This is a genomic window from Nostoc sp., assembly GCF_036917655.1.
Taxonomy (GTDB): Bacteria; Cyanobacteriota; Cyanobacteriia; order Cyanobacteriales; family Nostocaceae; genus Nostoc.
In genome coordinates, this window is record NZ_JBALCY010000027.1 from 11595 (window position 1) to 37873 (window position 26279).

Sequence of the window (26279 nt, forward strand, 5' to 3'; positions counted from 1 at the left end):
TTATTCCTGCTGCCGCCGTTCCTCCATATCTTGAGTAGAAATCATACTGTTGACTTTATCTACATCTACCATCATCAAAACTACTCCCTGTATTTCAATGCCAATCAGGGGAGTTATCGCCAGGTAACATTTTATTTCCCTACCCCGACGATTGGTAGCATTGAGGATCATTTCTTGAAACTGTTTTTTTCCAGATAGGGATTCGCGAATGGGCGATCGCAACTGCTCGACGGGTAGCCCAATATCTAGGCTGAAGATAGATTGTCCGAGAACTTCATCAGATCGCAAGCCCCATAAATCTTCTGCCATATAATTCCAAATTGAGATATTAAAGCTGCTGTCAATTACCACTATTCCAGTTTGGAGACTTCTGAGAATAGAGATCAGGAAAATGTTTGTGCGATTGAGTTCTGTGGTGCGCTCGCTCAGTTCGTTATTAATTGTCTGTAATTCTTCATTAGTAGATTGGAGTTCTTCATTCATCGTCTCCAATTCTTCGTTGGTAGATTGTAGTTCTTCGTTGGTAGTTTCTAATTCTTCATTGGTAGATTGTAGTTCTTCGTTGGTGGTTTCTAATTCTTCATTAGTAGATTGAAGTTCTTCGTTGGTGGTTTCTAATTCTTGTCGGGAGCGTTGCAGCGCGTCTTGGAGTTTAATGTAACGCGTCACATCATGAAAGGCGATGCTGACCCCTAAGAAACTGGTGTCAGTGTCTTTCAAAGGCGTAATCTGCACATCCAGATATTGCGTTTCTGTGTTGGGCAAATAGCGCTCTACATTTGTCAGGCTGACAGGGCGGCGTTCATTATAAGCCCGTTCAATTAGCGATCGCAACTCAATTGGTCGATAGGAAAGTTCTAGATCCTGGAAGGGACGAGCTAAATCTTTGGGGGAAAGGGCGAACAAAGTCCGCGCCTGATTGTTCATCATTACCAGAGTGCCATTGATATCAATGACGACTTGAGCGATTGATGCTGAGTCGAAACCCATCTCGCGCAGCCGGAGGTGTCGAGACATACGGCTGCTAGATTCATCATCTACTGAAGTTGCCATAATTAGGAGGCGATCGCGTATATTCACAGACGTTACTTTAGTAAAGATCCGGTTTTTCAAGTCCAGTGGTGTAAACATACTAGAATGCATCAATAGCATCTCTGCTTTCCCTAAAAACAGATAGCCAGTATCATTGAGTGCAAAATGAAACCGGGACAGAATTCGCTCTTGAGTCTCAGAATTAAAATACATTAATGTATTGCGGCTGACCAGTAAATCTAAGCGCGAAATGGGCGCATCCTGAAGCAGATCGTGACGACCAAAAATCACCGAGCGGCGCAAGTCTGGGCGGAAAACATAGCGGTTCCCGAAAATATCAAAGTATTTTTGCCGCAGTTCATCTGGCATTGCCTGGACATCTTTTGCTGAATATGCAGCAAGACGTGCCTGGTTGAGAGCATCTTCATCTACATCTGTGGCGTAAATTTTCACCCGTTGGCGAAATTCCTCTACTCCCAATATTTCAGCCATTAATATTGCCAAGGTATAAGCCTCTTCTCCAGAAGCACAGCCAGCGCTCCAGATGCGGATTTGGTCAGAATTTTTTTTATTTTTAATCAGATTAGGCAGTATTTGCTCGGCTAGATATTGCCAAGCTGATGAATCTCGAAAAAAAGCGGTGACGTTAATTAGGATAGTGTTGAAAAGATAATTAAATTCTTCTGGATAAACTTCTAGATAATCTAGATAATCTACAAAGTTCTCTATGGTCAATAACTGCATCCGCTTGCATACCCGGCGCATCAAAGTCGAGCGCTTATAGCCTGTAAAATCAAATCCCCGGCTTTGTCTGAGATAAATCAGTAGATTTTCAAATTCGGGATCTCTTTCTGGGGAATTCATAAACCTGGGGGTAGGGGATAGAAGACAAAAGAGTGAAGTTTTATATGCTTGTCCACGAGTATCAAAGACTCATTAAAGGATAGGACTTACGCAAAATTGTCTCAAAAACCTGATTTGTCGTAGGGGTAATTCATGAATTACCCCTACTTCAGAACTTTTTTGCGTAAGTCCTGAAGGAGTTCCAAGCCTCATTAATGAGTATCAAAGACTTATTAATGGAGTTCTAAGTACAGCATTTCACAAATTTGTAGCGAAAAAAATTGCTTTGATTAAACCTTTGCGTTCCTCTGCGCTAACCTTCGCGATCTTTTGCGTTTAAATTCCAACCCTCAATTTGCCGTGAATTTACCATACTGAGTGCTGAGTGCTGAGTGCTGAGTGCTGAGTGCTGAGTGCTGAGTACTGAGTGCTGAGTGCTGAGTGCTGAGTACTGAGTACTGAGTGCTGAGTGCTGAGTAAGAAGATTACTCAGTACTTTTGCACTATGGTAAAAGCCCCGCCCCTTGTGGGCGGTCTTTTAACTCAGCATTGGCAACTCGGAACTCAGCACTCTTCATGCAAAGCTGTAGTAAGCCTCATTAATAAGTCTTTGATAATACTCATTGTTGCATTTTAAAAAACATCTCCTCTGCCCCCTGATCCTTAGCTTAGTAAGATTCTCCCATGACCAAAGTCACCAGGGCGCTGGAGATTTCACCTAGAGGGAGAATAAAATCTACGTTGCCAGTTTGAATCGCAGCTGAGGGCATCCCGGAAAATTCTGCGGTTTCTATGTTTTGGACAATGACAGTACCGCCCATCTTTTTAATTGCCTCTACTCCCATCGCACCGTCGCTACCCGTTCCAGTTAGTACAACAGCGAGCGCTCTGTCTTTGTAAGTGGCTGCAACGGATTCAAATAATAGGTCAGCCGAAGGACGTAAAAAATGTACTAATTCCGATTGTGATAAGGAAAGTGTGCCGTCACCGTTAACCAACAGATGATGATTTGGTGGGGCAATGTAAGCCGTTCCTGGGGTAAGGCAATCTCCTTCTTGTGCTTGCTTGACGATAATATCCGTGCGCCGAGTGAGAATTTCTGCCATGAACGAGCGGTGTTGGGGACCGAGGTGTTGCACAATTGCGATCGCGGCGGTAAATTCTGCGGGTAGAGTCGATAGTATTTTAATTAAAGCAGTTAGTCCGCCTGCTGAGGCTGCGATCGCCACAATATCAAAGGTAGTATTAGTAAAATTAGATGGATGATTGCTTACATTTTCTGCCATCTCGATCATAATTTTGCGGCTATGACTATCCGTCTTAAGATATAAATATTATAGATAAGTTTACAGTTTTTAATCTTCAAATAAATTATAGAGTGTATTTGAACATAGACAGCATTTTTTTACTTTACTTGTTTAGTTCATGTCTTAATCTTCCTGCTCTAGAATGCGTTTCGCCTGTAAAAGTTGCTGTCTATGTTCCTCACTCAATGTTGGGTATTGCAGATTTAGTTCTTGTAATTTTGTGCAGATGATGTTGGCAACGGTTAGGCGTGTAAACCATTTGCGATCGGCAGGAATAATGTACCACGGCGCCCATTTAGTACTAGTATGGTTAAAAACTTCTTCATAAGCATTCATATAATCATCCCAAAAAGCTCGTTCCTGCACATCACTATCTGAAAACTTCCAATTTTTTTCAGGAGATTCAATCCGTTGTAAAAAGCGTTTTTTCTGCTCTGATTTCGAGACATTCAGAAAAAACTTCAGGATGATCACACCATTATCAACCAAATATTTTTCAAAGTTATTTATTTCTTCAAAGCGCTGTTTCCATATCTTATTTCCTTCAGTAAAATGGGGTAGTTGTTGTTTTTTAAGCATTTCTGGATGCACACGAACCACTAGCACTTCTTCATAGTATGAACGGTTGAATATCCCAATTCGACCTCTTTCTGGCAAAGCCTTAGTTGTTCGCCACATGTAGTCATGGTCTAATTCTTCCGCACTGGGCCCCTTAAAACTAAACACCTGAAATCCTTGCGGGTTCACACCAGAAGTCACGTGTTTAATTGTGCTATCTTTGCCAGCAGCATCCATTGCCTGAAAAATAATCAGCAATCCATAGGTGTTTTGAGCGTAGAGAATATTTTGGTAATTTGCTAATCGTTCAATATCTGTCTTTAATCTAGTTACAGCATCACTTTTTTGATCAAAATCAGTCTTATAAGCTGGGTCATAGTTTTTTTTCAGAGAAATCTTTGAACCTGGTGGAACAATGAAAGCATCGTGATTCATATATAAAATTTCCTAATGGCTGCTTATACCGAAGCACATTTTGAAGTGCTATTTCTAAAAATTATCATTTATTAATTAAAGAATTTTGGCTCTATCGCTTCTTTTATTCGGAACTCTAATAAAATTATCTTATAGCTGTGTTCTTTAGAGAGACTGAGTTTTCAGGTTTTGAAGCTTCCCTATAAAACCTGAATTTTAATGCCCCAGCATCAGGCTACGGTGTACACACAAGTCGAAAAAAGCTCGATTTCCCATTCTTCTCTCGTTCTTATGCAGAGCAATAGGAATGGCTGAATACTGAGTCAGCAGCCCACATGAATGCATTCTCATGCGGAGCATGGGAACGAGGAAAGCCTCCTCAAGCTGGGTAACTTAATTACGAATGACTCTTTTTTCTAGGAGACGCTTCGCGTAGCTTGCTTTCCCATAGGGGTACGTAGCGATAGGGAAGCCTCAGCAAGAAATGAGCGTCATTACGAATTATTTCCGTCGCCTTGGCATAGGACGCATTGCTTCACGGCCCAACATAAACATCCCCGTGACACCTAAACTAACAAACCAAACATATTGATACCAATATTGCCGAATCTGTTCAACCGTACTGAGTTCTGGATGCAACGTATTTAAGTACAGCAGCAGCAATAATATCATCAGCGCCCCAAAACCAACAAAGCTGAAGCCAACACAAATTCGTACAGGTCGCAGTTCAAAATCACTAATACTGTCTAGGTCAATTTCTGCCAGTTCCTTAAAGGAATCATCTGCCAAAGATGAGGTTGCTTGGAATCTATTGCTCAGTTTTGGTGGTAAAATCGGCGACAGGGTTGCTACGGTTGGGCGACGTAGCAAAGCCTCAGTATCTCGCAACAATTCCAGTGGCTTACGGGTAGTAGTTGGTTGAGCAAACTCTATGTTGTCTGTAGCAGTTGGGGCATTGGTTTTGCTTTCAAAATCCATAGCACGCTTCGGAAGAACCAGGATATACATAGCCTAGCGAATCAGGAGACAAATGCGTCAAAATAATTCGTAATCTCCTATGGGTTCGCGTAGCGTTCCGCAGAAAAGGCGTAACCGTAGGGGATTAGGAACTATTAATTACTCATCCATCTCTTTTAATGTCGCTAATGCTGACGGAGATAAGCGACTTAGATAGCGGAATATCCAGTATTTAAAGATAGTGTTTAAAATCACAGGAAATGTCGCAATAAAGAAAAAGATTACATTTCTATTGCCTGGCAAACCTAAATGTTCTGCTATTCCTTCAAGAAGAACCTCCCACCCATCTGGTGAGTGAAATCCTACAAATATATCTGTAAAGAGAATAATTAAAAAAGCCTTAGCACTATCGCTCAGACCATAGACAATGGTATCCATAAAAGACTTGAGAATCATAATTTCTCTTTTGCTCAAAGCGATGATTATACTAAAAGAAAGTAGTGATATTAAATCTGCAAAAACATTGCTGATAGCGCTACTACTTTTAAGATAAAATTCATCAGCCATTTCCCTTGCTTTGTCTTTAATTTTTTCTTGGATTACCTCTGATGAGAGTGGAGGGGCTTGATTGAGTAAATATTCAAATCTCAATCCTTGCTCAAAAATATGTAATTCATGGAGAGCTTCTTTTTCCATATCAGAATTAAGGAAAATTTGAATTTTATTATCTCCTCTAATCCTTTCTAATATAGGATTTACTATAAATGGTTTAGATAAATTATGAGTTAAAATGGGCACAATAATTAGAATTATTAGAAATCTCAGAGCAATTTTTGTCCTATTTTGAGAAATTCGATAATTTCTCATAAATTCTTCTTCTGCCTGCGGGGTTAAATTTGCTCTAATTTTATTAACTGTTTTTCCTATAGAACTCGGAAACACTCCAGTATCTTCAGATGGAGGTGTTGGTCGAATATCATTAATATCATATGAATCTGACTGTTTATTAATTTCGCTGGCGTTAATTTTTAGAGGTTGAGGAGTTGATAATAATGCGCTGTTGCTAATTACTTTGTCTTTGATAGCATACTTCTCTATAATTTCATCAATAACCTTTAATTTTTCTAATAAAATAGGATTAGAGATATTGATAATTCTCCGACTAAGCTGGAATTCTGCAAGCTTGATCTTGATAATAGTTAAATTTTTATCAAGGTATACTTGCCAGTAAGACATGACATTTTCAGTATAATTTCCTGATTCGGGTGATATTTTTTTGTTGCCAAAATGTTCGATTTCAACATTTTTAATTCTTTGAGCTGCTTGTTGAGCTTCTAATAGTGCCCTTTCCGGTGTATCTAAAAACCAATGGTTAAACGATCGCAAATTTTGTTTGAACCTTTGGCGAAGTAATGCTGGTATTTTTGCCAATGAATTTTTCATTATTTATTTATATGACTATTTATACAATGTCTATTATATTTAGATAAGCAGACAAAATGGGTAATAACTAGTTAAAAATATTATTAACTATTACCGAACACCCATTAGATAAATCTATTGTTTTGATTTCTTCACATAGTTTAGTTTTATTATGCCAAATTACTTTTATGAAGAGTAAAGATAAAAAATTAGTAGAGTAAATCGTGACTCTGGTTTTTGTAACAAAAAATTAACTATGAGAAATTAATTTATTTCAATATCATGAATAAGATGTGTAGATAATGTGTCAATAGTGTGACACAGATCAAAATTACACTTTACAGCTTGATGTAGGGGAGGCAGTGTATTGGGGAGCCAGCAAGGTCTTCTCCCTGTTGTACTAAGGGGCGCAGCCTCTTAGAGTCCGCGTCCCTTGCGTGTTCGCACTCTTTGCATCTGGGAAGCCAGTGCGTTGGGCGGGCAATGCCCGACTTGTTCGCCTTAGTCTCCCCTTCTCCCAAAAGGAGAGGCTAGCGCCTGCCGTAGGATGCCCGAACGCAAGAGCGTCTCCTTTAGGAGAAGGGCTGTAGAGAGAAGCACCTGGCGTGGTTTCCACGCCAGTTCCAACAACGGAGGTTTTCTCATTCTGTCCTTTGGGAAAAACTCGCCATATGATGAGCTGATGCTATGTCGGCACAAAATAAAAGTTGGTAACAACAGCAAGCAAAAAATCTGAACCCAGAATTTATTGGCAATATGAAACTCAGTCTGTGCATGATTGTGAAAAACGAAGCCGCAACACTACCTAAATGCCTGAACAGTGTCAGAAAAGTGGTGGATGAAATAGTAGTATTGGATACAGGCTCAATTGATCGCACTCCCAATATTGCCCAACAACTCGGTGCAAAAGTCTATCATTTTAAATGGTGTAATGACTTCAGTGCTGCCCGCAATGCAGCTCTAAAATATGTCACTGGTGATTGGATTTTGGTATTAGATGCTGATGAAGCTCTGACACCAGCAATTGTACCGCAGTTGCGAGAGGCGATCGCTAGAGATGAATACCTGCTGATCAACCTCGTCCGCCATGAAGTTGGTGCAGAACAATCTCCTTATTCTCTGGTTTCCAGGCTATTCCGCAATCATCCAGATATTCGTTTTGACCGTCCTTACCACGCCTTAGTAGATGATAGTGTGTCAGCAATTTTAACCAAAGAATCCCATTTGCAAGTAGGTTATTTACCAGGCGTTGCAATTCTACACACAGGATATCAAAAAAGTGCGATCGCTCAAAATAACAAATATGCCAAAGCAGCTACGGCGATGTCAGGGTTTCTTGCGACTCATCCTGATGACCCCTATGTTTGCAGTAAATTAGGGGCATTGTATGTGGAAACTGGGAAAATTACCCAAGGTATGGAGTTGCTTAGACGAGGAATCGCCACTGCTGAAGAAAACTACGATATTCTATATGAACTCCACTATCATTTAGGTATTGCCTACAGTCGGTTGCAAAAATCTCCACAGGCTATATCTCACTATAAAGCTGCGATCAAATTGCCAATTTACCCGATGCTCAAATTAGGAGCATACAACAACTTGGGTAACTTACTCAAAGCAGCAGGAGATTTCAATGGTGCAAAAACTGCTTATGCTACAACTTTGAAGATTGACCCGACTTTTGTTGTTGGACATTATAATTTAGCGATGATATTTAAGGCTTTGGGTTTATTTACAGATGCGATCGCATGTTATCAAAATGCGATCGCGTTAAATCCCAACTATGCTGAAGCGTATCAAAATTTAGGAGTAGTGTTGCTCAAAGTTGGCAATCATCAAGATAGTTTAACAGCTTTTAGAAAAGCGATCGCCCTTCATGAAAGGTATAATCCCGAAGAGGCGAAGAGACTACGCCAGGGGTTGCGAGAGATGGAGTTGATGTAGATGTGAGGGGCGTGGGGCATGGGGCATGGGGTATGAGAGCAGAATAACAAATGACAAATGACATTAAGGTATTAGTATCAATATTTCAGAGGTTCCTATGAGCCAAACCATTGATCAATGGATACGCTGGACAAGTGCAGACTTGGAATTATTAGCAGATAACGATGCGAATTATTGCCCGCAGCACTTTACGAGAGTTTTGGGAAGCATATCCCGATGCGGAACAGCCATTAAAGGCTTGGTTTGATGAAGCATCTCGTGCAGAATGGGATAGTCCGGTAAATATCGAAAGTACCTATCGCAATGCCAGTATTATTCCTAATAACCGTGTTTTTTTTAATATCAAAGGCAACGATTATCGCTTAATTGTTCATGTTCGTTATGATATTAGAATTATTTTTATTCGTTTTATTGGAACGCCTAAAGAATACGATAACGTAGATGCAACAAGCATTTTAGGCAGTAATACCTATGCTTGAACTTCGTCCAATCCGCACCGAAGCTGATTATCGTGCTGCACTTGATGAAATTGAAAGATTGTTTGATGCGGAACTAAACACACTAGAGTCTGACCGCTTGGAAGTTTTAACTACACTTGTGGAAGCATACGAGCAAAAGCATTACCCAATCGAAGCACCAGATCCTATTGAAGCAATTTTATATTATCTCGAATCTCGTGGATTATCTTTGGATGATTTAGAGCCTGTTATTGGCAGTAAGGCAGAAATTGCCGAGATTTTGCATCGCAAGCAAGCGTTAACATTGGAGATGGTTCGGGGTTTGCATCAACAATTGGGGATTCCGGCAGAGATATTAATTCAACCATACCCTCTGATGCAAAATTCAGCTTAATGGTGATTTAACCTTGCATCAAAATTCCCAATAAAAGATCGCGCCATAGCTGTGAGTGCAACTTTGACATAACTATTACATAACTCTAACAGCCAACTTTGACCAAAATTTGTTTTGAACTTTGTACTCTAAGAAAAGAAGCATAGCTTCAAAAAAAACCTGGACTAGCTCCAGGTATGACATTGAAAGTACGAGGTTACAACTATGAAATTTGATCGCCGTAGACCCCACAATTCCAATCATAAATCAACTTTTGCTGAAGTATTTTTCCACAGTGTAGCCAAAAATTTACCTGCTAGCTCCAACGAACAGCAGTTTTATACACTGCTAAAGCATCTGATGACTGCCGTGATCAAAGACAGCAGCAATAACGTTGCGATTGTGGCAATAGCAGCAATATTTTTTGCGTTTGCTGTGATGGTATTCAGACCAGCAACACCAGTGGTTAATCTATTAGCGATTAACATGCAAAGCAATCCCACGACTACAGTGACAACTCATCAAGAGCAAAACCAACGGATAGACCGAGGCTCGGATACAGGGTCTTAGTTGAAGTGCGATCGCCTGTTTATTCGACAAGGCGATCTCCAAGAAAAAGTGAGTGATCGCGTCTTGGTTAGAACAGAGGCGATCGCTTTTTGAGTTAAATGTTTGGATGGATTTGTGCAAAACTGATGTAAGAGTTGTGATAGGTTGGCAATGGATAGGTCATACCGAGCATCGACAGATGGGCTGAAAAAAGCTCAGGAAGCATTTCGACTCAGGGGTTGGACAAAAGACCACTTGGCAGGAAGGGCACGTTGTTCTCGACAAACTCTATGGAATTTTTTTGCCAGACGATCTGTTAATAAGAATATCTTCCAATCTATTTGCAATGAATTAGGTTTGGAATGGGAAAATGTTTTAGACTGCGAACCAGGACAACTCAGCAGTAGTATTGCAAATATTGATGAAATGAATGGACAAAATAACGATAATCAATCAATTTCTAGATCCCGTCAACAGATTTTTCCAAAGGCAATCACTTTGATTCTAGAAAATCATAAGGATCTGAACAGAGAAAATTTATCACAAAAGATTCGTGTTCAAGCCCAAACCTCAGGGTCATTGGAAATTTTTGGTCTGATTGATCCTCATCCTTGGATAAATAATAACTGGACTTGGGAACAGATCGTCAAGAATCTACCATCAGATAGTAATCAAGGATGGGTAAGAGAGCTTGAAGACTCCATCTACCTAGCCCATTGTGGGAGACAAGAACCCTCAGTAGTCCAATGGACGTTCCAGTCATCAGATGGCAGATTGTTTAGACCTATCTTATACGGAATGGAAAATGGGAGAGATGGTTCAGAACGATTTACTGTTCTTTTTGTGAAACATATTAGTGAGGGATGGGTAAATAACGCACCCAACATACAATTAGCCACGTTACTAACCGCTTCAATCCTTGGGGCTCGTCTTCAATGGGAAGTGTGTGACAGCTATTTGCTACAGCTTGATACTTGGCAGGGGATGGGTACAGAGGCAATTCGGAAAGGACTTCAAAAAGTTAAGGTCTCATTCGAGAATATTGAAGAAGATGCCAAAATTCGTGGACAGGCTGAAGCTCCCGGGCAGAGGAATAAAGATAGACTTCGAGACTCTTTTGACTCTGAAGAAGAAAGACTGACAATTGCGAAGAACATGTCGGAACAAGAGCCGCACAAACAAACTCTATGTAACGCTGATCATCAAGAGAATGTCGATGAAGTCAAATTTGCATTAATTGAGCTTGCGCGTTTGAATAAAATTGTCATAGTTATGGTAGCCAAAAGATATTTTCAATTACTCAATGACAATTCTTTTTGACTGCTCTGCATATTGCTTCTCCTTACGATTTGATTGCTTCCCTTCTCATGCAATTTGATCAGCTGTTCGTCATCTAGTTTTACAGGGCAATCTAAGGCAGCAAACCGATTCTGGCGCTAAATTATCAAATTTAGATGCGCGTCAACTTAGGATTTTGCAGGAAGTCATTTCTTTGGTGTTATTAAGTCGTCTCCAGTATCTACTTCAGATAAACACTAAGTAAGTTAGCTCAAATAAACCTAACTATGTAACGAAATGTAAAATGCTCGAAACTCTTGTGATTGCTTCACTTCGCTTTGCTCCGCTCGCAATGACATAGTTATAAATTTTCCCACGCACCTACTTAAGTATGGAAGAAACGTTCAAGACCATTTTTCATCATAACCTATGGAATTGTCCTGAGTCAGCTTCTGGCTGGGGTTCAACCCTCAAAAAAACAGAGGAGATTAGGAGGAAATTGCCCAGTCTAGTTAAGAACCTAGATGCAAAAACATTTTTGGATCTCGCCTGTGGTGACTTCAATTGGATGAAAGAGATTGATCTCGAAGTCAGTACATATTTGGGTGCTGATATAGTTCACAGCATTTGTAAAACAAATATAGACAAATATGCACAACACAATCGAGTTTTTAGAAGGCTAGACCTAACAAAGGATACACTGCCCAAGGCTGATATTATTTTGTGCCGAGATGCGTTAGTGCATTTGTCTTTTTATGATATCAGTAAAGGCATTTCAAACATTAAAAAAAGCGGGTCTCGATATCTGCTGGTAACCACCTATCCTAATGTTGAAGTTAATTTTGAGATATGTACAGGAGGTTGGAGACCACTAAATCTGCAAAAAGCACCCTTTAATTGGCCAGAACCTATTCAATTGATAGATGATTCTGAGGAAATTGGTCTACCAGATTGGGGTAAACACTTAGGGTTGTGGGAAGTTCAAAAGATAATGCTTCCTAGTCATGGAATTCAATATTACGGTTCTGTTAATGTGCCAGGATCTTCTGCTACTATACTTCCTACACTGTCATGCAGAGAAACTTATTTAGAACGAAGGTTAGCCTTCTGTGATAAACCCATTGATGTTAATTCAACTGTAATACCAATTCTGTATGAAGATGCGCCAAACTACGTCAAACTTTTAGATGGTGTACTTAGTGATTTTGTTATGAGTCGTCCATTCCAAATCGATATTTCAGAATTGGAGAAAGCTCTCACACACGCCACAGCAGCAAGCAGCAAAGAAAGATTGCAAATGCTCTATTGGCTTAAGAGTGGTCAAGTGAGCAACAGGCTCGCTAGCAAAACGTTTAGGACGTGATGAAGCAACTATAGATCGCAAGTTTTGACACCCTGGAATCTGATTCATTCGTTGGAACTTCAAGCTCAAAACTCGGAACTTTAGGTTTGAAAATCAACTCCACCAGTTCTGAGTCGAAAAGGTGGAGTTAAGAAGTTGGAGAGTTGGTAATTTCTCCTCACAAATGACGAATGACGAATAACAACTAACTAAATACGCGACTTGACAAATTTCTCCAATCTATCCATTCCCTTTTCAATCGTCGCCATATCTGTGGCGTAAGAAAGGCGAATGTTGTTATCAGCGCCAAAAGCAATTCCGGGAATGACTGCAACTTGGTGTTTTTCCAACAAAGCGTCACAAAATTCTAGGGATTTTAGACCGGTTTTGCTGATATCAGGGAACAGATAAAAAGCGCCATCTGGTTTTGCAGTACTCAATCCGGGAATGGCGTTGAGTCTGTCTAGCATTACCTGTCGCCTTTTGGCGAAGGCTTGACGCATTTCTTCGACACAATCTTGAGAACTTTCCAAAGCCGCGATCGCACCATATTGGGCAAAGGTACACACGTTAGATGTACTATGCCCTTGGATGGTACTCGCGGCTTTAATAATCTCCACTGGCCCCGCTAAATAACCAAGTCTCCACCCAGTCATCGAATAAGCCTTCGCAAACCCATTACTAATCAAAGTGCGGTCAAAAATTTCCTTCCCAAGAGAACCGATGCTGATATGTTCTGCACCGTCGTAGAGAATCTTTTCGTAAATCTCATCAGAGACGACAAAGATATCTGCATCAACTACTACCTGCGCCAGTGCTTTGATTTCATCTGGCGTGTAAACCATCCCTGTGGGATTAGATGGGGAGTTGAGGATAAATAACTTCGTCTTGGGCGTGATTGCTTTACGGAGTTGTTCGGGAGTAATTTTATAACCCGTCGTTGCATCTGTAGGCACAATTACTGAAACTCCACCGACTAAAGTCACCATTTCGGGATAACTTAACCAGTAAGGAGCAGGGATAATTACCTCATCACCTGGATCAATTAGCGCCACTATTAAGTTGTACAGAGAATGTTTCCCGCCATTGGTGACAATGACATTCTCTGACTTGTAATCAAGACCGTTATCAATTTTAAGCTTGTGGGCGATCGCTTCCCTTAACTTTGGTTCTCCAGCTGCTGCACCGTATTTGGTTTTGCCTTCATCCAAAGCTTTGACTGCTGCGGCTTTAATATGCGCTGGGGTATCAAAATCTGGTTCTCCAGCGCTAAAACTACAAACATCTATTCCTTCCGCCTTCAGTGCCTTAGCCTTGGCTGCGATCGCTAAGGTTAATGAAGGTGTTACCTGACTTACTCTTGCTGCCAGCTTCATTCTTACTATATTTTGGCAAATCTTTCACTTATCTAAGGATATCCCAGAATCCCTACCAAGATTTGCTTTTTCTGAATTTGTTGGGGATTGGGAACTGGATAATTACGAAGAATTACTGACTCTTGACCCTTGACTCTTAACAATATAGTCTATGTAGTGTTTTGATTTTAGGGAAAACTAATTATATGCAATTCAATAAACTTTTCATCGCATGTTCTCTGTTAATTACTAGTCTTTTTATACCTAATGCTGCCATTGCTCAAAATCGCGGTACTCCGGGTCAATTTGATTTTTATGTCTTAACACTCTCTTGGTCGCCGGATTATTGTGCAGCAAATGGTACTCGTGACCCGCAGCAGTGCGGTTCTGGAAGGAAACTTGGTTTTGTACTACATGGTTTGTGGCCACAGTACCAAACTGGTTATCCTGCTAATTGTTCCACGCAAAAATTACCGTCGGAAGTAAAGCAGCAGTTTCCCAATTTGTATCCTAGTAATAAACTTCCCGATCATGAATGGGAAAAACATGGTACTTGTTCGGGGAAAACTCCTGCGGAATACTTTGCATTCAGTAAAAAGTTAAAAGATGCTATCGCTATTCCCGCAGCTTATAATCGTCCGAATAAACCCTTGCGTACCACAATTACAAATTTTAAAAATTCATTTGTGAGTGCCAATAATCAAATTAGTGCTGATGGTATAGCACCTTTTTGTTCTGGTTCGGGAAGATTTTTGCAAGAAGTCTTCTTTTGTTATTCCAAAAACGGTGAAGCTGGTATTTGTAGCGCCGAGATTTTGAAGCGATCGCAAAAAAGTTGTGGTCAGCCAGATTTCTTACTGAGAAACGTTAGATAACAATGGGGCATGGGGCAGGCTATTTAGTTCTAGGTATAAACCGCCCAGAACTAAAGTTACTTTTCTTATAGCTAAAGTACGTTTTAACGGACTATAACCCAATACGCTTGGGTTAAGGATAATCGTAGGTTGGGTTGAACGTTCGCGAACAGCGTCCCGTAGGGAAGTGAAACCGAACAAACCCTCAAAAATGTTGGGTTTCGTTCCTCAACCCAACCTACACAGTTTAAGATTTTTGACGCTAACCCAAGCGTATTGGACTATAACCTTTTCTCAGTCGTCTTTAGACGAACTTTCGCTATTAGACTCAGAATTCATTCTGAGCCGGGCTAGATGAGAATGAAATAGCCTTGGGGCATTGGGTATTAATTCTTCTCCCCTTGCTCCCCCCACTCCCCAATCCCCACAACTATGATTTGAAGTTCCTTAATTTATTATTTACTGTTTCTTATTTATTTCTTAACCTATCTATCCTAATCTTCAATTGTAATTAGAACCTATTCTTATTTCGAGATAGCAAATGCAATCAAAAAATCTGTTCAGGAGAAGGTTGTATTTATAACCATAACTTTTTGAGTAGCTCGTTGAATTGCAATAACTCCAGGTTTTTTTCCCAGTTTTAATAGTTTTTCACAACACAAATTATTTTTGTCAGGCTGCATTCTTGTCTTTTATTAGGAGTGCTAAATGGAATATTTATTTCTGGCTTTGGCGCTGGGTCTAGCACTAAGCTTTGAATTTGTCAATGGTTTTCATGATACTGCAAATGCAGTTGCTACAGTCATTTACACTCATAGCCTGAAGCCAAACATCGCCGTCGTCTGGTCAGGCTGTTGGAACCTAATTGGTGTGCTGACATCAAGTGGAGCCGTTGCTTTTGGCATTGTTGCCCTGCTTCCCGTTGAGTTGGTAATTAATGTTGGCTCAAGTGCAGGCTTCGCAATGGTGTTTGCACTTTTGATTTCGGCGATCATGTGGAACTTGGGAACTTGGTACTTGGGCTTACCTGCATCCAGTTCACATACGCTGATTGGCTCAATCATGGGTGTTGGTTTAGCAAATTCACTGTTGTCTAAGGGTCATGTCTTTGGCGAGGGCGTGAATTGGGCAAAGACCCAGGAAGTTTTCACATCTCTACTGGTTTCGCCAATTGTTGGATTCACCTGCGCCGGACTGCTGTTACTGCTGGCTAAGAGACTGATCAACCGACCAGAGTTGTACCGTGCACCAGAAGGGAATAAAACACCACCGCCTTGGATACGTGCTTTGTTAATCTTGACATGTACTGGTGTGAGCTTCGCCCACGGTTCAAATGATGGTCAAAAAGGTATGGGTCTGATCATGCTGATCTTAGTGGGTATTCTACCGGGTATGTTTGCACTGAATATGGATACCGATGCCAGGGCGATCGCTCAGTTGGCCGCTACGTCCAACTCTGTGATTCCAGTGCTGCAACAACAAGTGTCTGGAACATCCTTGAATGGCCAAAACATCACAGATGAGCTTTCCAACTTCCTCAAACCAACTGGCGAAGCCAACGATAAAACATTCGCAGCCCTTGCAGCCCAGAGTCGGACAATTGGAGATAAGCTTGCTGGTAAGACTAGTTTCAAGCAGCTTTCACAGGATGAGCTTGGCTCATTACGAACCGATATGTATCTAGTCGCTGGAACAATTGGGAAACTGGACAACCAGAAAAAATTAACTGATGCCAAACAAGAAGAGGTGCTTACCGGCTATAAGAAGCAGTTGGATAAAGTAACCAAATTTATTCCCAATTGGGTAAAATTTGCCGTTGCCATTGCACTAGGTCTTGGCACAATGATTGGTTGGAAACGCATCGTGGTGACAGTGGGTGAAAAGATTGGCAAAGACCATCTTACCTACGCTCAAGGAGCTTCCGCCGAGTTAGTAGCTATGACAACTATTGGTGCTGCGGATTACTTCGGTCTGCCAGTCAGCACCACTCACGTCCTATCATCTGGTGTAGCGGGTACAATGGCGGCGAACCATTCTGGTTTGCAAGCGGACACCTTGAGAAATATTCTGCTAGCCTGGGTGCTGACACTGCCAGTTTGCGTACTGCTTGGTTCTGCTACATATGCCGGGAGCTTGTACATAGTCTTGAATCTTCTGGGTTTGAAGTAGGAAATGGGGCAATTCAATTTTGGATTTTGGATTTTAAATTTTGGATTAAATTTCAATCTAAAATCCAAAATCCAAAATCTAAAATTCTTGCTCCCCCACTCCCTAAGCTATAGTCACATCCGGCGACAAGTAAACATCTTGAATGGCGTGAAATAGCTTCACACCTTCCTCAAAGGGACGCTGGAACGTCTTTCGCCCAGAAATTAATCCCGTACCACCAGCCCGTTTGTTAATTACAGCCGTGCGAACTGCTTCGGCGAAGTCATTTTTACCAGTCGCCCCACCAGAATTAATCAGCCCCACACGCCCAGAGTAGCAATTCAGTACTTGGTAACGAGTTAAATCAATTGGGTGATCAGTTGTCAATTCTGTGTAAACTCGCTCATCGGTTTTGCCGTAACTCTTACCAGTGGCTTTGGCAACTGCTCCATAACCATTGTTATTTTCGGGTAACTTTTGTTTGATGATGTCGGCTTCAATCGTCACACCCAAATGATTCGCCTGTCCGGTGAGGTCAGCAGCAAGGTGATAATCTTTATCTTGTTTAAAAGCGTTGTTCCGCAGATAGCACCAGAGAATTGTCACCATCCCCAGTTCATGGGCGCGTTTAAAAGCTTGGCTGATTTCTTTGATTTGTCTGGTAGACTGGTCTGAGCCAAAGTAAATTGTCGCACCTACGGCGGCCGCCCCTAAATTCCAAGCTTGTTCCACATCAGCAAACAATACCTGGTCAAATTGATTGGGGAAAGTCAGCAATTCGTTGTGATTGATTTTGACAATAAAGGGTATTTTGTGGGCATATTTGCGCGAAACGATCCCTAATGTCCCCAAAGTGGTAGCAACCGCATTGCAACCTGCGGCGATCGCTAGCTTGACAATATTTTCTGGGTCAAAGTAAATTGGATTGGGCGCAAAAGACGCACCTGCTGAGTGTTCAATCCCTTGGTCTACTGGTAGAATAGACAAATAACCAGTATTCGCCAGACGACCAGTAGAGTAAAGTAGCTGGAGATTACGCAATACTTGGGGATTGCGATCGCTGTTGAGCCAAATTCGATCTACAAAGTCTGAACCCGGCAAATGTAGTAAATCACGAGAAACTTTTGCTTTGTAGGTAAGCAGGTCTTCTGCCTCTTTACCTAGCAATGACTCGATAGAAGTAGCCTCTATGAGCGTTGTAGTCATAGCGTTTTCCTCAAAAATTTAGCAAATGACCTTTGCCTTTAAGATAGCATTTTTAATATTGCTAACCTAGTTGTGCAGGCATTAACTATATGTAAAATCCTTCTGATATAGCAATCTTAAATCAATTGTAAAAACTTGTTTTACTGATTAAAGGTGAGATTTAATAGTCAGAATTTGCATTTTCTCCCAAACAAATAACTTCTTGAAAAAGATGCAAAGCGATAGGATCACGCTAAAAGACCAGAATTTGTCTCCAAGTTTGCAGGTTAATGGTCTTTAACAGAGTTGCTGTAACCATAAGGTTCTTGCTTTGTGATCACCCTTTCTGCTACCATAAGTCTTGCTGGGCTTTTTGAATAAATTGCTTGTTCTGCTGAGAGTAAGCACTTCGCTTTCCTAGAGTGACGCTCTAGGAGGGAGAGGAGAAGCATTTAATCGCCACCTAATTCCACCAGTTTGCCAATGTTGAAGTCTATTTTTACCCATCCTTTAAGTTGTTGCAGATTCTTCAGTAAAAGTAAGGGAATCTGCCAATGATGCAAAGTCAAAAATGGTACAGGGTCATTAAGGCTGTAAATGGCATCAGTGCCTTGCACTAGGGTATTAACCGATGTTTGCAATTGTTTCCAGGAACGGATACCAGTTAGTCGCCAGATTTCGTGATATATCAAGTAAGTGGGCTTGCTACTTGCTAGTGGTTCCAGAGGTGCAGTTAGGGGAGTTTTACCAAGATAGGCGTCTGCAACCCCAGGATGATTGTAGAACATTGTGATTGCCGAATGGGTACGGGGATTGCATTCAATGGCGTAAACTGTACCGTCTTCAGCTTGGATAAAGTCGAAAGAAACTTGCCCAGTCAGTGACAAACTCTTGACGAAGTGTTGCACCCATTCACGGATTTGAGGATTTTCGACGTTTTCATAGTTGATTTGAAATGCAGAAGAGTTTGAACAGCAATGCAATCTTAATTCCCCATCCCGGACTGTACTATGTGTGCATAACTCCTTACCAGGAATAAACTCTTGCATAATCCAAGATTTTTCTGGACTGATGGGTAAACTGTTGACAAAGGCTGCTGTCTCTTCTGGGGTGTCGCAGGGAAGTTTAGTTAAATTTAAACGGCGAACGGAGTCGTAAGAAATACTTTTAAGAATATATTTGCGGGTTTCTTGACTAAAATCGAAATTGATAACTTGTTGAGGATCTGTGATTTTAAAAGACTTTGGGACAGATAAACTAAGCGATCGCGCCTGATCAGTGAAGGCAAATTTATCATCTAGCATCTTGGTTATATCTGCATCAAAGTGGAAAACTTCGCAATACTCTGATAGTGCAGGCTTTGCTAAAGAGTCGTAATAACTAGCTACAGGACTGCATACAGGTACATAAACGTCAACCCTCTCCTTTTTAACGATTTCTACTAGCGCCTGGATATAGCCTTCTGGGTCTTCTTGCGGTGCGGGAACTGTATAAAAACGACTTACAGCCTTTGAGAATCGATGCCCAGACAACCAGTATTTGTGACCTTCAATCAAAATAACTCTGTGTCCTGCTGCATGGAAGGAGCGGGCAAGTTGCAATGCTTTAGTCATCTTGGCTCCACTCACCAAGATAGTCTGAGGATGAGCAGCTACGACAGCTTTTTTCGTAAACGGCTGCACAATCCCCCACAGCAAAGATATCAACACTATAAAAGCATTGAACGGCAAGGCTATTAGTAATAATGTCAGAGTACCGAGAGTCTTGAATAGAGCCACTACCTTTACCCTGACACCAGTTGATGACGTTGTAGATTCAGCCATAGATAAGGAGATTGATTGTGTCATAAGTCTTTGAAAGTAAAGAAACATGAGGAAGTAGGGGAGATGAGGAAGCTTTCTTGAGCAGGGGGAGATGAGGAAGCAAGCGAAAAATTATTCCTTCTTATCTTCTTCATCCCTCAAAAGTCTGAGCCGAGGCTCAGACTTCTCTGCTCATCTCCCTCATCCCTCAATTACACAACGCGTCTAATCAGGGTTACACCATCTCGTATAGGTAACAGAACTTGCTCTACACGAGGATCGGCGGCGACAACACGGTTGAACTGAGCGATCGCTTCACCGTTAGCGGTGCGTTGTTCGGACGGTAGATAAACTTGTCCCTGCAACAAAGTATTATCCACGCAGATTAAGCCGTCAGGAGCTAGTAAGTCACTATCCAAAATGGTCTGGAAGTACTCTACATACTCCTTTTTATCGGCATCGATGAAGATCAGATCAAATACTTCTTTTCTTGCTGCTAGCTTGTGGAGTGTCTCTAGGGCAGGTGCTACTTCTACGGCGATTTTCTTGCCGTGGGGAGATTCACCAAAGCAAGCTTGAGCAAATTGGGCGACATAGGAGTCTACTTCGCAACCAATGAGTTGCCCATCGCTTGGTAACGCTTCTGCCATTGCCAAGGCTGAATATCCTGTGAACATTCCTACTTCTAGGATGCGCTTTGCCTTGGTCATGTGAACAAACATTTTCAATGTCTGTCCTTCAAGATGTCCTGAGAGCATCTCCTGCTCTAGTTGACGCACTGTTTCACCATCAGTGAAGCGTTTGCTCCAGTCTTCTTTGCTAGTTTTTTGCGCCAATGCTGTTAATGCGCTCGATTCCGGGGTGGTGTAATCATCCAAGTAGGGATCTAAACCCGCTGCTAATTGAACTCCCTGGCGCAGAGAATCTAATATCTCTACGGGAATATTACTCTCTTGTGCCAATTTGAGGGTTTTCTGTAGCTGGGCTACTAAGATGCTGTGTGGCGTTATCGGTCTGGCTGTTTCTTGTCCTACAACACTCGTCATATCTTTACACCCCCAATAGCTGGGCTTCTTGAGTTGCAATGTATGCGTCAACACCTTCTCCGCCACGAGGGTATTTAGCACAAAGACGTTTGTGTTCAGCTAAGGCAGCATCAAGTTCTTCACGAGTCAGATCATTGACAAAGAAGCACTCACCAATAGGACGAGGCATGGCTGCGCGTTGTTTGCCATCTCGTGTCAAGCTAATAGACTGGGTAGCATACCACAGCAAATCGCCATCTAGTAGAGGATGATCGAGTGATAGACCTATACCACTCATCAAGTCTAGGATGCGATCGCGCTCCCCTGTTGGAATATAGCCTCGTTGTGCTGCAATGGTTGCAGACAAAGCCATATCTATATTGACCGCGTGACCATGATAGAGGGGTATGTGAGGTGCTAATTCTAGGGTAGGACTCCAAGTATGACCGTAGGCAATGACGCGATCGAGGTCTATTTCATGCAAGTTAGGAGTCTCTAACTCCAGCATAGTTTTGATTGCCTCGTGGTTGACTTTATGGGCAATCTCTTTAAGTTCTGGTGTACCATTCACATGTCCAAAGTGAGTGGAAAGCAGTTCTTCGCCATATTTGTATAGCAGTTCAAAGACTTCAGAGTTAGCAACTACAGCAATTTTCACTAACTCTGCCATCCCATTACGAACTTGAGCCGTTGGCAAAGTTTTCAAAAATGAGAAATCCAGGATCACTTTCAAAGGTGCATGATATGCTCCCAAGCGATTTTTCAACTTGCGATGATTGACTGCTACCTTAATCGCTACACCTGCATCAATTAAACCAATCAACGTGGTAGGAATGCGAATGTAGTTACTCTTGCGACGGTAAGCAGCGCAAGCAAATCCAGCCACATCAGTAATTAAACCACCACCGATGACTAAAACTGGTTCCTTACGAACTAAGCCAAAATCCGAAAAAGCGTCAACAATTTTTTCAAAACTTGCAAGGGTTTTAGCTGGCTCAGTAATGATAATGGGAAATACTGTGAGTTCAATGTCATAGTGCCTAAAATATGACTTGATCTGCTCACCATAAAGTTTATAGACATTTGCATCAATCACAGTCAAACAGCGACCCAATTTCGTATAGATATCTGCAATTTCTCTGTTTTTGATATCAAATGCACCGTTCACATAGACAAGACTAAAATCGATTTTTTCGTAACCTTGCACGTGAAATGCAGCTTCCGTAGCTTCAAACGATGCTTGAACCTTATTCATGTCTGTTGTCCTTATTCCAATTAAAAAAATTGTGAGATTTCGGAAATAATTGCGATTTACCCTAATGTATGCCAGCAGCAAATAATGCTCTTTATCCTTTGAGATAAAAGGCAACACAAAATAAGCTTTTAATAAAAAAGCTTGATTTTATTACTGACTGGCAAGGTTATTAAACAACACCATTCATTTGAGTAAATTCTGTAGGTGGATTAATCTAATATTCAGGATAACCTCTAAACTAGTCAACTAGTCCCACTAACAATATATTGCCATAAAACTTGCAATTTTTATTTGGGGATTATTGATTTTAATCAGAGGAAAATTGATCTGAATTCAGATTTATTCCACTATGTTTAATAGTGGCTTTCCAACTGTTCGATTTCGTAAAAAGTCTGTTCTGGAGAAATCTTCGTATCGTTTATCTCCAAGGTTTAATTTGAGATTAGAACCTTGATTAACCCTTAATTCGCTGTTTTTTAGCATTACTATTAAACCTTATATCGCTAAACTCGCAACATTCTATTTTCTTCAGAATGACAGTGGACTTTTAGGAAGTTTTCCTGAATTTTAATCAACTCCACTATGTTTGTCTCTAGGAACTTTCCGACCGTTCGACTTTGCAAAAATCCTATCTTAGCAAGCTACTCATATTGTCTATCTCCAGATTTAAATTTGAGATTACAGGCATGATTAATACTCAACTTGCAGTTTTTTAGCATTAGTCTCAAACCATAAAATGGCTAAAAACGAAGATGACTTACTACACTGTATTGAAAATCACAGTAGAATTCTTCTTTATCCAGTCAATTAACTGCTCAGTATTCAACATACCTACATCAGTCACTCCTGAAAATTCAGAATTTAGATATATCTGAGTTTCTAGTAACAAAACTTTAACTTTATTAATGAATGGTTGTGTGTTAAAAAACTTCTAAGTTTGCTTTAATTGGCTTTCTAGTTTTAAATTAACCTAAAATAGCCTAAACCAGCAAATAATTTCCTGGCTGTTAACTTAGAATTACAATACAAATCATAACATTAGAATAATACAAATCATAACATATGTAAATATATTTAAGTCAATCCACCATGCGGGGTGGACTGTGTAACCAGGCATTTTTAACAAAGTATTTCTAAAGATAGATATTTTATACAGCAGGCATATGCTATCTCACTTATCAGTAATAAAATGCCCTGCATTGATGAAAGCCCTTTCTTGCGAAAGCGCCAAAGTATAACAGTATGCAAACAATATCCTTAATCCGGTGAGGCAGCGCGGTCTTGAGGATTTCTACGCCACTTCATTAGGGGTGTAATCGATAAAACTAACAAAAAATTTGCGTTACATCCAGCGGAGATACAATAGATTCTATTGCACAGACACCATGCGTATTTTTCCTTTAATTTAAGTTTCACCCTTTTTTTACCTAAATCAACCCGTTGAACTCACGTTGTTTTAGTCTAAGCATCAAACTAAAAAAGTAGAAATTAATGAGAAGTTAGGAATAAATAACTCCTAACTTTTAACTACAGAGTTCGCGGCTGTTCCCAGGCAGATGATATAAAGCGTAGCTTTAGTAAATAAAACTCTGGGCAACGAATAGTTAAGCTTAGATGAGTCTTTGAACTCCGTCAACGAGTCTTTGATATCATATCCGGCAGAAGACTTGTCATAAGCTAACTTACCGGACATGATTCAAACAAAGCAGCGGCGAATCAACTCTACCTGGAAGCCATAGCCGTCGTCAACTTTCTCAATTAACTCCCGTTGCAACAGCAAGCTGAGAGTAATATTAGCATCGGGGAACTGTTGCAATAGAGTTTGGTGGCTAACTATAGCTCCTTCCGCTTGAGCGGCGATAAAACGTAGAATAGCTTGTCCGGTAGCGTCTACTTGATTGTTTTGAATATCAGCGAAGAAAAAGCCACCACTTTGCAAAGCTTCTGGTATCGCGGCTTCCACATCCGCTAAAGTTGCCAATCGCCGAATAGAGGGGTCTTGTTCGTTCTTAAGGACAATAATTTCCGCGCAGAGTAGTTGTACCAAGAACGGGTGACAACGGGTGAGTTGTAGCACTCGCTCAACGGCATTGGGTTCATAGCGGAGGGTAAAATCTTTGACGGGACGTTCAATTAATTGTCGTGCTTCCGCTTCTTTGAGGTACGAGATATGCACTACTTGGACATTAATTAGATAACTAGCCCACCGCTGATATTCTTTGATAGTATGAGAGCCAGCCAGTAACACCTTGAAGCGGGGACGATGTTGAATGAGGTTACGCAGCATCCCCAAAACATCCTGTTCATCAAAGCGACCTTTGGCTATGGCGTTGTCTAGCACCTCGAATTCATCTAGCGCTAGTAAGGCGGTATTTTGTTCTAGAGCCTGTTCTACTTTATCTAGCCATTCATAGAAATAGGTGAAGGGGTCAGATTTTAACACTTCGCGGGCTAGGGACGGTAGAGTTAAACCTTGCTTTTTCGCTGACTTCTCCATCTCTTTAGCCAGGTTGTAGAGAAAACCTGCATGGTCACTAGCTGATGAAGGTGCGCCTTGCAAGTCCACAAACATCGGAATGATGGAATTGGGTAGTAATTTTCCGATGTTGTTGAGGAGGGAAGTTTTACCCATACGTCGCTGACCATAGAGTAGCAGAGGTGGGCGACGGCGATCGCGCAGTAGTTGTTCGATGCGTAAGCCAATGCTGGTGCGTCCGGTGAAAATTTCTAGTTGCTCGTTGAGTGGTACGCCAATAATGTAGGGATTATCAATTTCTTGGCGGAGTTCTGTGATTTTAACCAGTTCATCTATATAATTAGTGACTATCTCACGCCAACTTTTGATAATGGGGTAGAAACGGACTGTATATTTGTCGCTGCTACGAGCGAAGTTCTGCAACTGTAGATTTAATTTATCTGCAACATCTCTGAGGAGTAAGCGCTGGTTATAAGCACTTGCTTGATTGAGAGCAGCATCTACATCCTCACTGATACGGCTAAAGATTCGTAGTAGAGGGCTAACTTCACTCTCTAGTTCGTCAATTATCAGACTGCGATGAGCGTTACGAATAGCTTTTACATCAGCACAGCTTTGTAAACTGTGTACATCCAGTTCAAATTGTGCGGGTTGTATTGCCCAGCGTTGGGGGCTGGTACTGAGATATTCTAAAGCAGCTTTGCCTTCAACTGGGTTATTTTCGATTACGAAGAGGAGATGCTCATCCAAGCGGGGCAGGTGTGAACGTTGCCACTCATCCCAGAAGGCGGAGTGAAAGCGTAATAAACAAAAGCTCCTACCATTACGCCCTTTATCTAATCTATAGAGGAGATAATTCCAGAGAATGAAAAATGGAAAGGATAGGACAGGCCGCCAAGAGTTAATAGTTGCCGCCACACTGTACGCCACACTGTACGCCACACTGTACGCCACGGCTACCGCCACACTGTACGCCACGGCTACCGCCACGCCTACCGCCACGCCAAACGCCACGCCTCCCGCCACGCCTCCCGCCACACCTACCGCCACGCCAAACGCCACGCCTCCCGCCACGCCTCCCGCCACGCCTCCCACCACGCCTCCCACCACGCCAAACGCCACGCCAAACGCCACACCGTACGCCACGCCTCCCGCCACGCCTCCCGCCACGCCTCCCGCCACACTGTACGCCACGCCTCCCGCCACGCCTCCCGCCACGCCTCCCGCCACACTGTACGCCACGCCAAAAAGTATAGTTGGGATTGGTTCACCCAATGCCCACAGCACCAAGCCCAGCAGTAAGTTAGCCAGGATAGGTAAGATGAAGTATCCCTGGATAAGCAACCGCCGCAGACGAAGGTTTCGCCATGCCCCTTGTCTCAACAAGATCATCAAAGAGGAGTCGGTGTCTAAAGTGGGGTCAATGCGCTTGAGGTGGTTACGCCAAGCTGAGGGGTGAAAAACAATCCAGAAAAGCAGTTGCAGGCTACCAAGTATTAAGTTGGGGTGCTGCCGGGGTGCATCGGTGTAGGCGTTGGGGGGTAGTTGTGGTGAGGTCAACGTTTCTGTACTCCTATTTAATACTTTATGTCATTGCGAATGTAGCATTAGCGGAATGTAGGCGAAGCCTTCCCGAAGGGTAGCAATCGCAAAGGCTAGGATTAGTAAGCTTTACCTTGGTGCGATCGCAATCAGATCGCAA

General features: G+C 41.7%; 19 protein-coding genes. 8 read left to right on the top strand and 11 right to left on the bottom strand.

Annotated elements, in window-relative coordinates:
* The 5 genes from V7K30_RS11730 to V7K30_RS11750 all read right to left on the bottom strand — a co-directional run bounded on the left by V7K30_RS11730 (window position 1) and on the right by V7K30_RS11750 (window position 6554).
* Window positions 1–1896, bottom strand: a complete 1896-nt coding sequence (locus tag V7K30_RS11730) for a CheR family methyltransferase (RefSeq protein ID WP_334999240.1) — start codon at window positions 1894–1896, stop codon at window positions 1–3.
* Window positions 1897–2543: 647 nt separating this feature from the next.
* Complete coding sequence (locus tag V7K30_RS11735; RefSeq protein WP_334999242.1) at window positions 2544–3170, bottom strand: chemotaxis protein CheB; 627 nt, start codon at window positions 3168–3170, stop codon at window positions 2544–2546.
* Window positions 3171–3305: 135 nt separating this feature from the next.
* Window positions 3306–4175 (bottom strand): polyphosphate kinase 2 family protein, encoded by an 870-nt coding sequence (locus V7K30_RS11740; protein ID WP_334999244.1) that lies wholly within the window; start codon window positions 4173–4175, stop codon window positions 3306–3308.
* Between the two features lie 480 nt (window positions 4176–4655).
* A complete protein-coding gene (locus tag V7K30_RS11745) occupies window positions 4656–5132 on the bottom strand; it encodes a hypothetical protein (protein ID WP_334999246.1) in 477 nt (158 codons plus the stop codon).
* A 138-nt stretch (window positions 5133–5270) separates the two neighbouring features.
* The gene (locus V7K30_RS11750) at window positions 5271–6554 is read right to left on the bottom strand and encodes a proton extrusion protein PcxA (protein WP_334999248.1); all 1284 of its coding nucleotides are present in this window, start codon (window positions 6552–6554) and stop codon (window positions 5271–5273) included.
* A 735-nt stretch (window positions 6555–7289) separates the two neighbouring features.
* On the opposite strand from V7K30_RS11750, the gene V7K30_RS11755 reads away from it, so the two are divergent.
* The 6 genes from V7K30_RS11755 to V7K30_RS11780 all read left to right on the top strand — a co-directional run bounded on the left by V7K30_RS11755 (window position 7290) and on the right by V7K30_RS11780 (window position 12498).
* Window positions 7290–8477, top strand: a complete 1188-nt coding sequence (locus tag V7K30_RS11755; RefSeq protein WP_334999250.1) for a glycosyltransferase — start codon at window positions 7290–7292, stop codon at window positions 8475–8477.
* Window positions 8478–8641: 164 nt separating this feature from the next.
* Window positions 8642–8956, top strand: a complete 315-nt coding sequence (locus V7K30_RS11760) for a type II toxin-antitoxin system HigB family toxin (RefSeq protein WP_334999252.1) — start codon at window positions 8642–8644, stop codon at window positions 8954–8956.
* Window positions 8949–9329: a helix-turn-helix domain-containing protein gene (locus V7K30_RS11765; protein WP_334999254.1), complete on the top strand. Its 381-nt coding sequence runs from the start codon at window positions 8949–8951 to the stop codon at window positions 9327–9329. Before V7K30_RS11760 ends, V7K30_RS11765 begins: the two co-directional genes overlap by 8 nt.
* 204 nt (window positions 9330–9533) lie before the next feature.
* The gene (locus V7K30_RS11770) at window positions 9534–9878 is read left to right on the top strand and encodes a hypothetical protein (RefSeq protein ID WP_334999256.1); all 345 of its coding nucleotides are present in this window, start codon (window positions 9534–9536) and stop codon (window positions 9876–9878) included.
* A 150-nt stretch (window positions 9879–10028) separates the two neighbouring features.
* A complete protein-coding gene (locus tag V7K30_RS11775; protein WP_334999258.1) occupies window positions 10029–11177 on the top strand; it encodes a hypothetical protein in 1149 nt (382 codons plus the stop codon).
* A 349-nt stretch (window positions 11178–11526) separates the two neighbouring features.
* Window positions 11527–12498, top strand: a complete 972-nt coding sequence (locus tag V7K30_RS11780; RefSeq protein ID WP_334999260.1) for a hypothetical protein — start codon at window positions 11527–11529, stop codon at window positions 12496–12498.
* A 188-nt stretch (window positions 12499–12686) separates the two neighbouring features.
* Here the strand turns inward: V7K30_RS11780 and V7K30_RS11785 are convergent, their stop codons facing one another.
* Window positions 12687–13853 (bottom strand): pyridoxal phosphate-dependent aminotransferase, encoded by a 1167-nt coding sequence (locus V7K30_RS11785; protein ID WP_334999262.1) that lies wholly within the window; start codon window positions 13851–13853, stop codon window positions 12687–12689.
* A 185-nt stretch (window positions 13854–14038) separates the two neighbouring features.
* Between V7K30_RS11785 and V7K30_RS11790 the strand changes: the two genes are divergently transcribed.
* Both V7K30_RS11790 and V7K30_RS11795 read left to right on the top strand, forming a co-directional pair.
* Window positions 14039–14707 carry a ribonuclease T2 family protein gene (locus tag V7K30_RS11790; protein WP_334999264.1) on the top strand — a complete coding sequence of 223 codons (669 nt, stop codon included), beginning with the start codon at window positions 14039–14041 and terminating at the stop codon, window positions 14705–14707.
* Window positions 14708–15394: 687 nt separating this feature from the next.
* Entirely contained in the window at window positions 15395–16855 is a 1461-nt protein-coding gene (locus V7K30_RS11795) for an inorganic phosphate transporter (protein WP_334999266.1), read from the top strand.
* A gap of 102 nt (window positions 16856–16957) precedes the next feature.
* On the opposite strand, the gene V7K30_RS11800 is transcribed toward V7K30_RS11795, so the two are convergent.
* The 5 genes from V7K30_RS11800 to V7K30_RS11820 form a co-directional block, all read right to left on the bottom strand.
* On the bottom strand, window positions 16958–18040 hold the full coding sequence (locus tag V7K30_RS11800) for a class I fructose-bisphosphate aldolase (protein ID WP_334999268.1): 1083 nt from the start codon (window positions 18038–18040) through the stop codon (window positions 16958–16960).
* Between the two features lie 431 nt (window positions 18041–18471).
* Window positions 18472–19866 carry an ATP-grasp domain-containing protein gene (locus tag V7K30_RS11805; RefSeq protein ID WP_334999270.1) on the bottom strand — a complete coding sequence of 465 codons (1395 nt, stop codon included), beginning with the start codon at window positions 19864–19866 and terminating at the stop codon, window positions 18472–18474.
* A 167-nt stretch (window positions 19867–20033) separates the two neighbouring features.
* On the bottom strand, window positions 20034–20867 hold the full coding sequence (locus V7K30_RS11810; protein WP_334999272.1) for an O-methyltransferase: 834 nt from the start codon (window positions 20865–20867) through the stop codon (window positions 20034–20036).
* Window positions 20868–20871: 4 nt separating this feature from the next.
* Complete coding sequence (locus V7K30_RS11815) at window positions 20872–22101, bottom strand: sedoheptulose 7-phosphate cyclase (RefSeq protein ID WP_334999274.1); 1230 nt, start codon at window positions 22099–22101, stop codon at window positions 20872–20874.
* Window positions 22102–23797: 1696 nt separating this feature from the next.
* Window positions 23798–26137, bottom strand: a complete 2340-nt coding sequence (locus V7K30_RS11820) for an AAA family ATPase (protein ID WP_334999276.1) — start codon at window positions 26135–26137, stop codon at window positions 23798–23800.
* Between the last annotated feature and the right edge of the window lie 142 nt (window positions 26138–26279).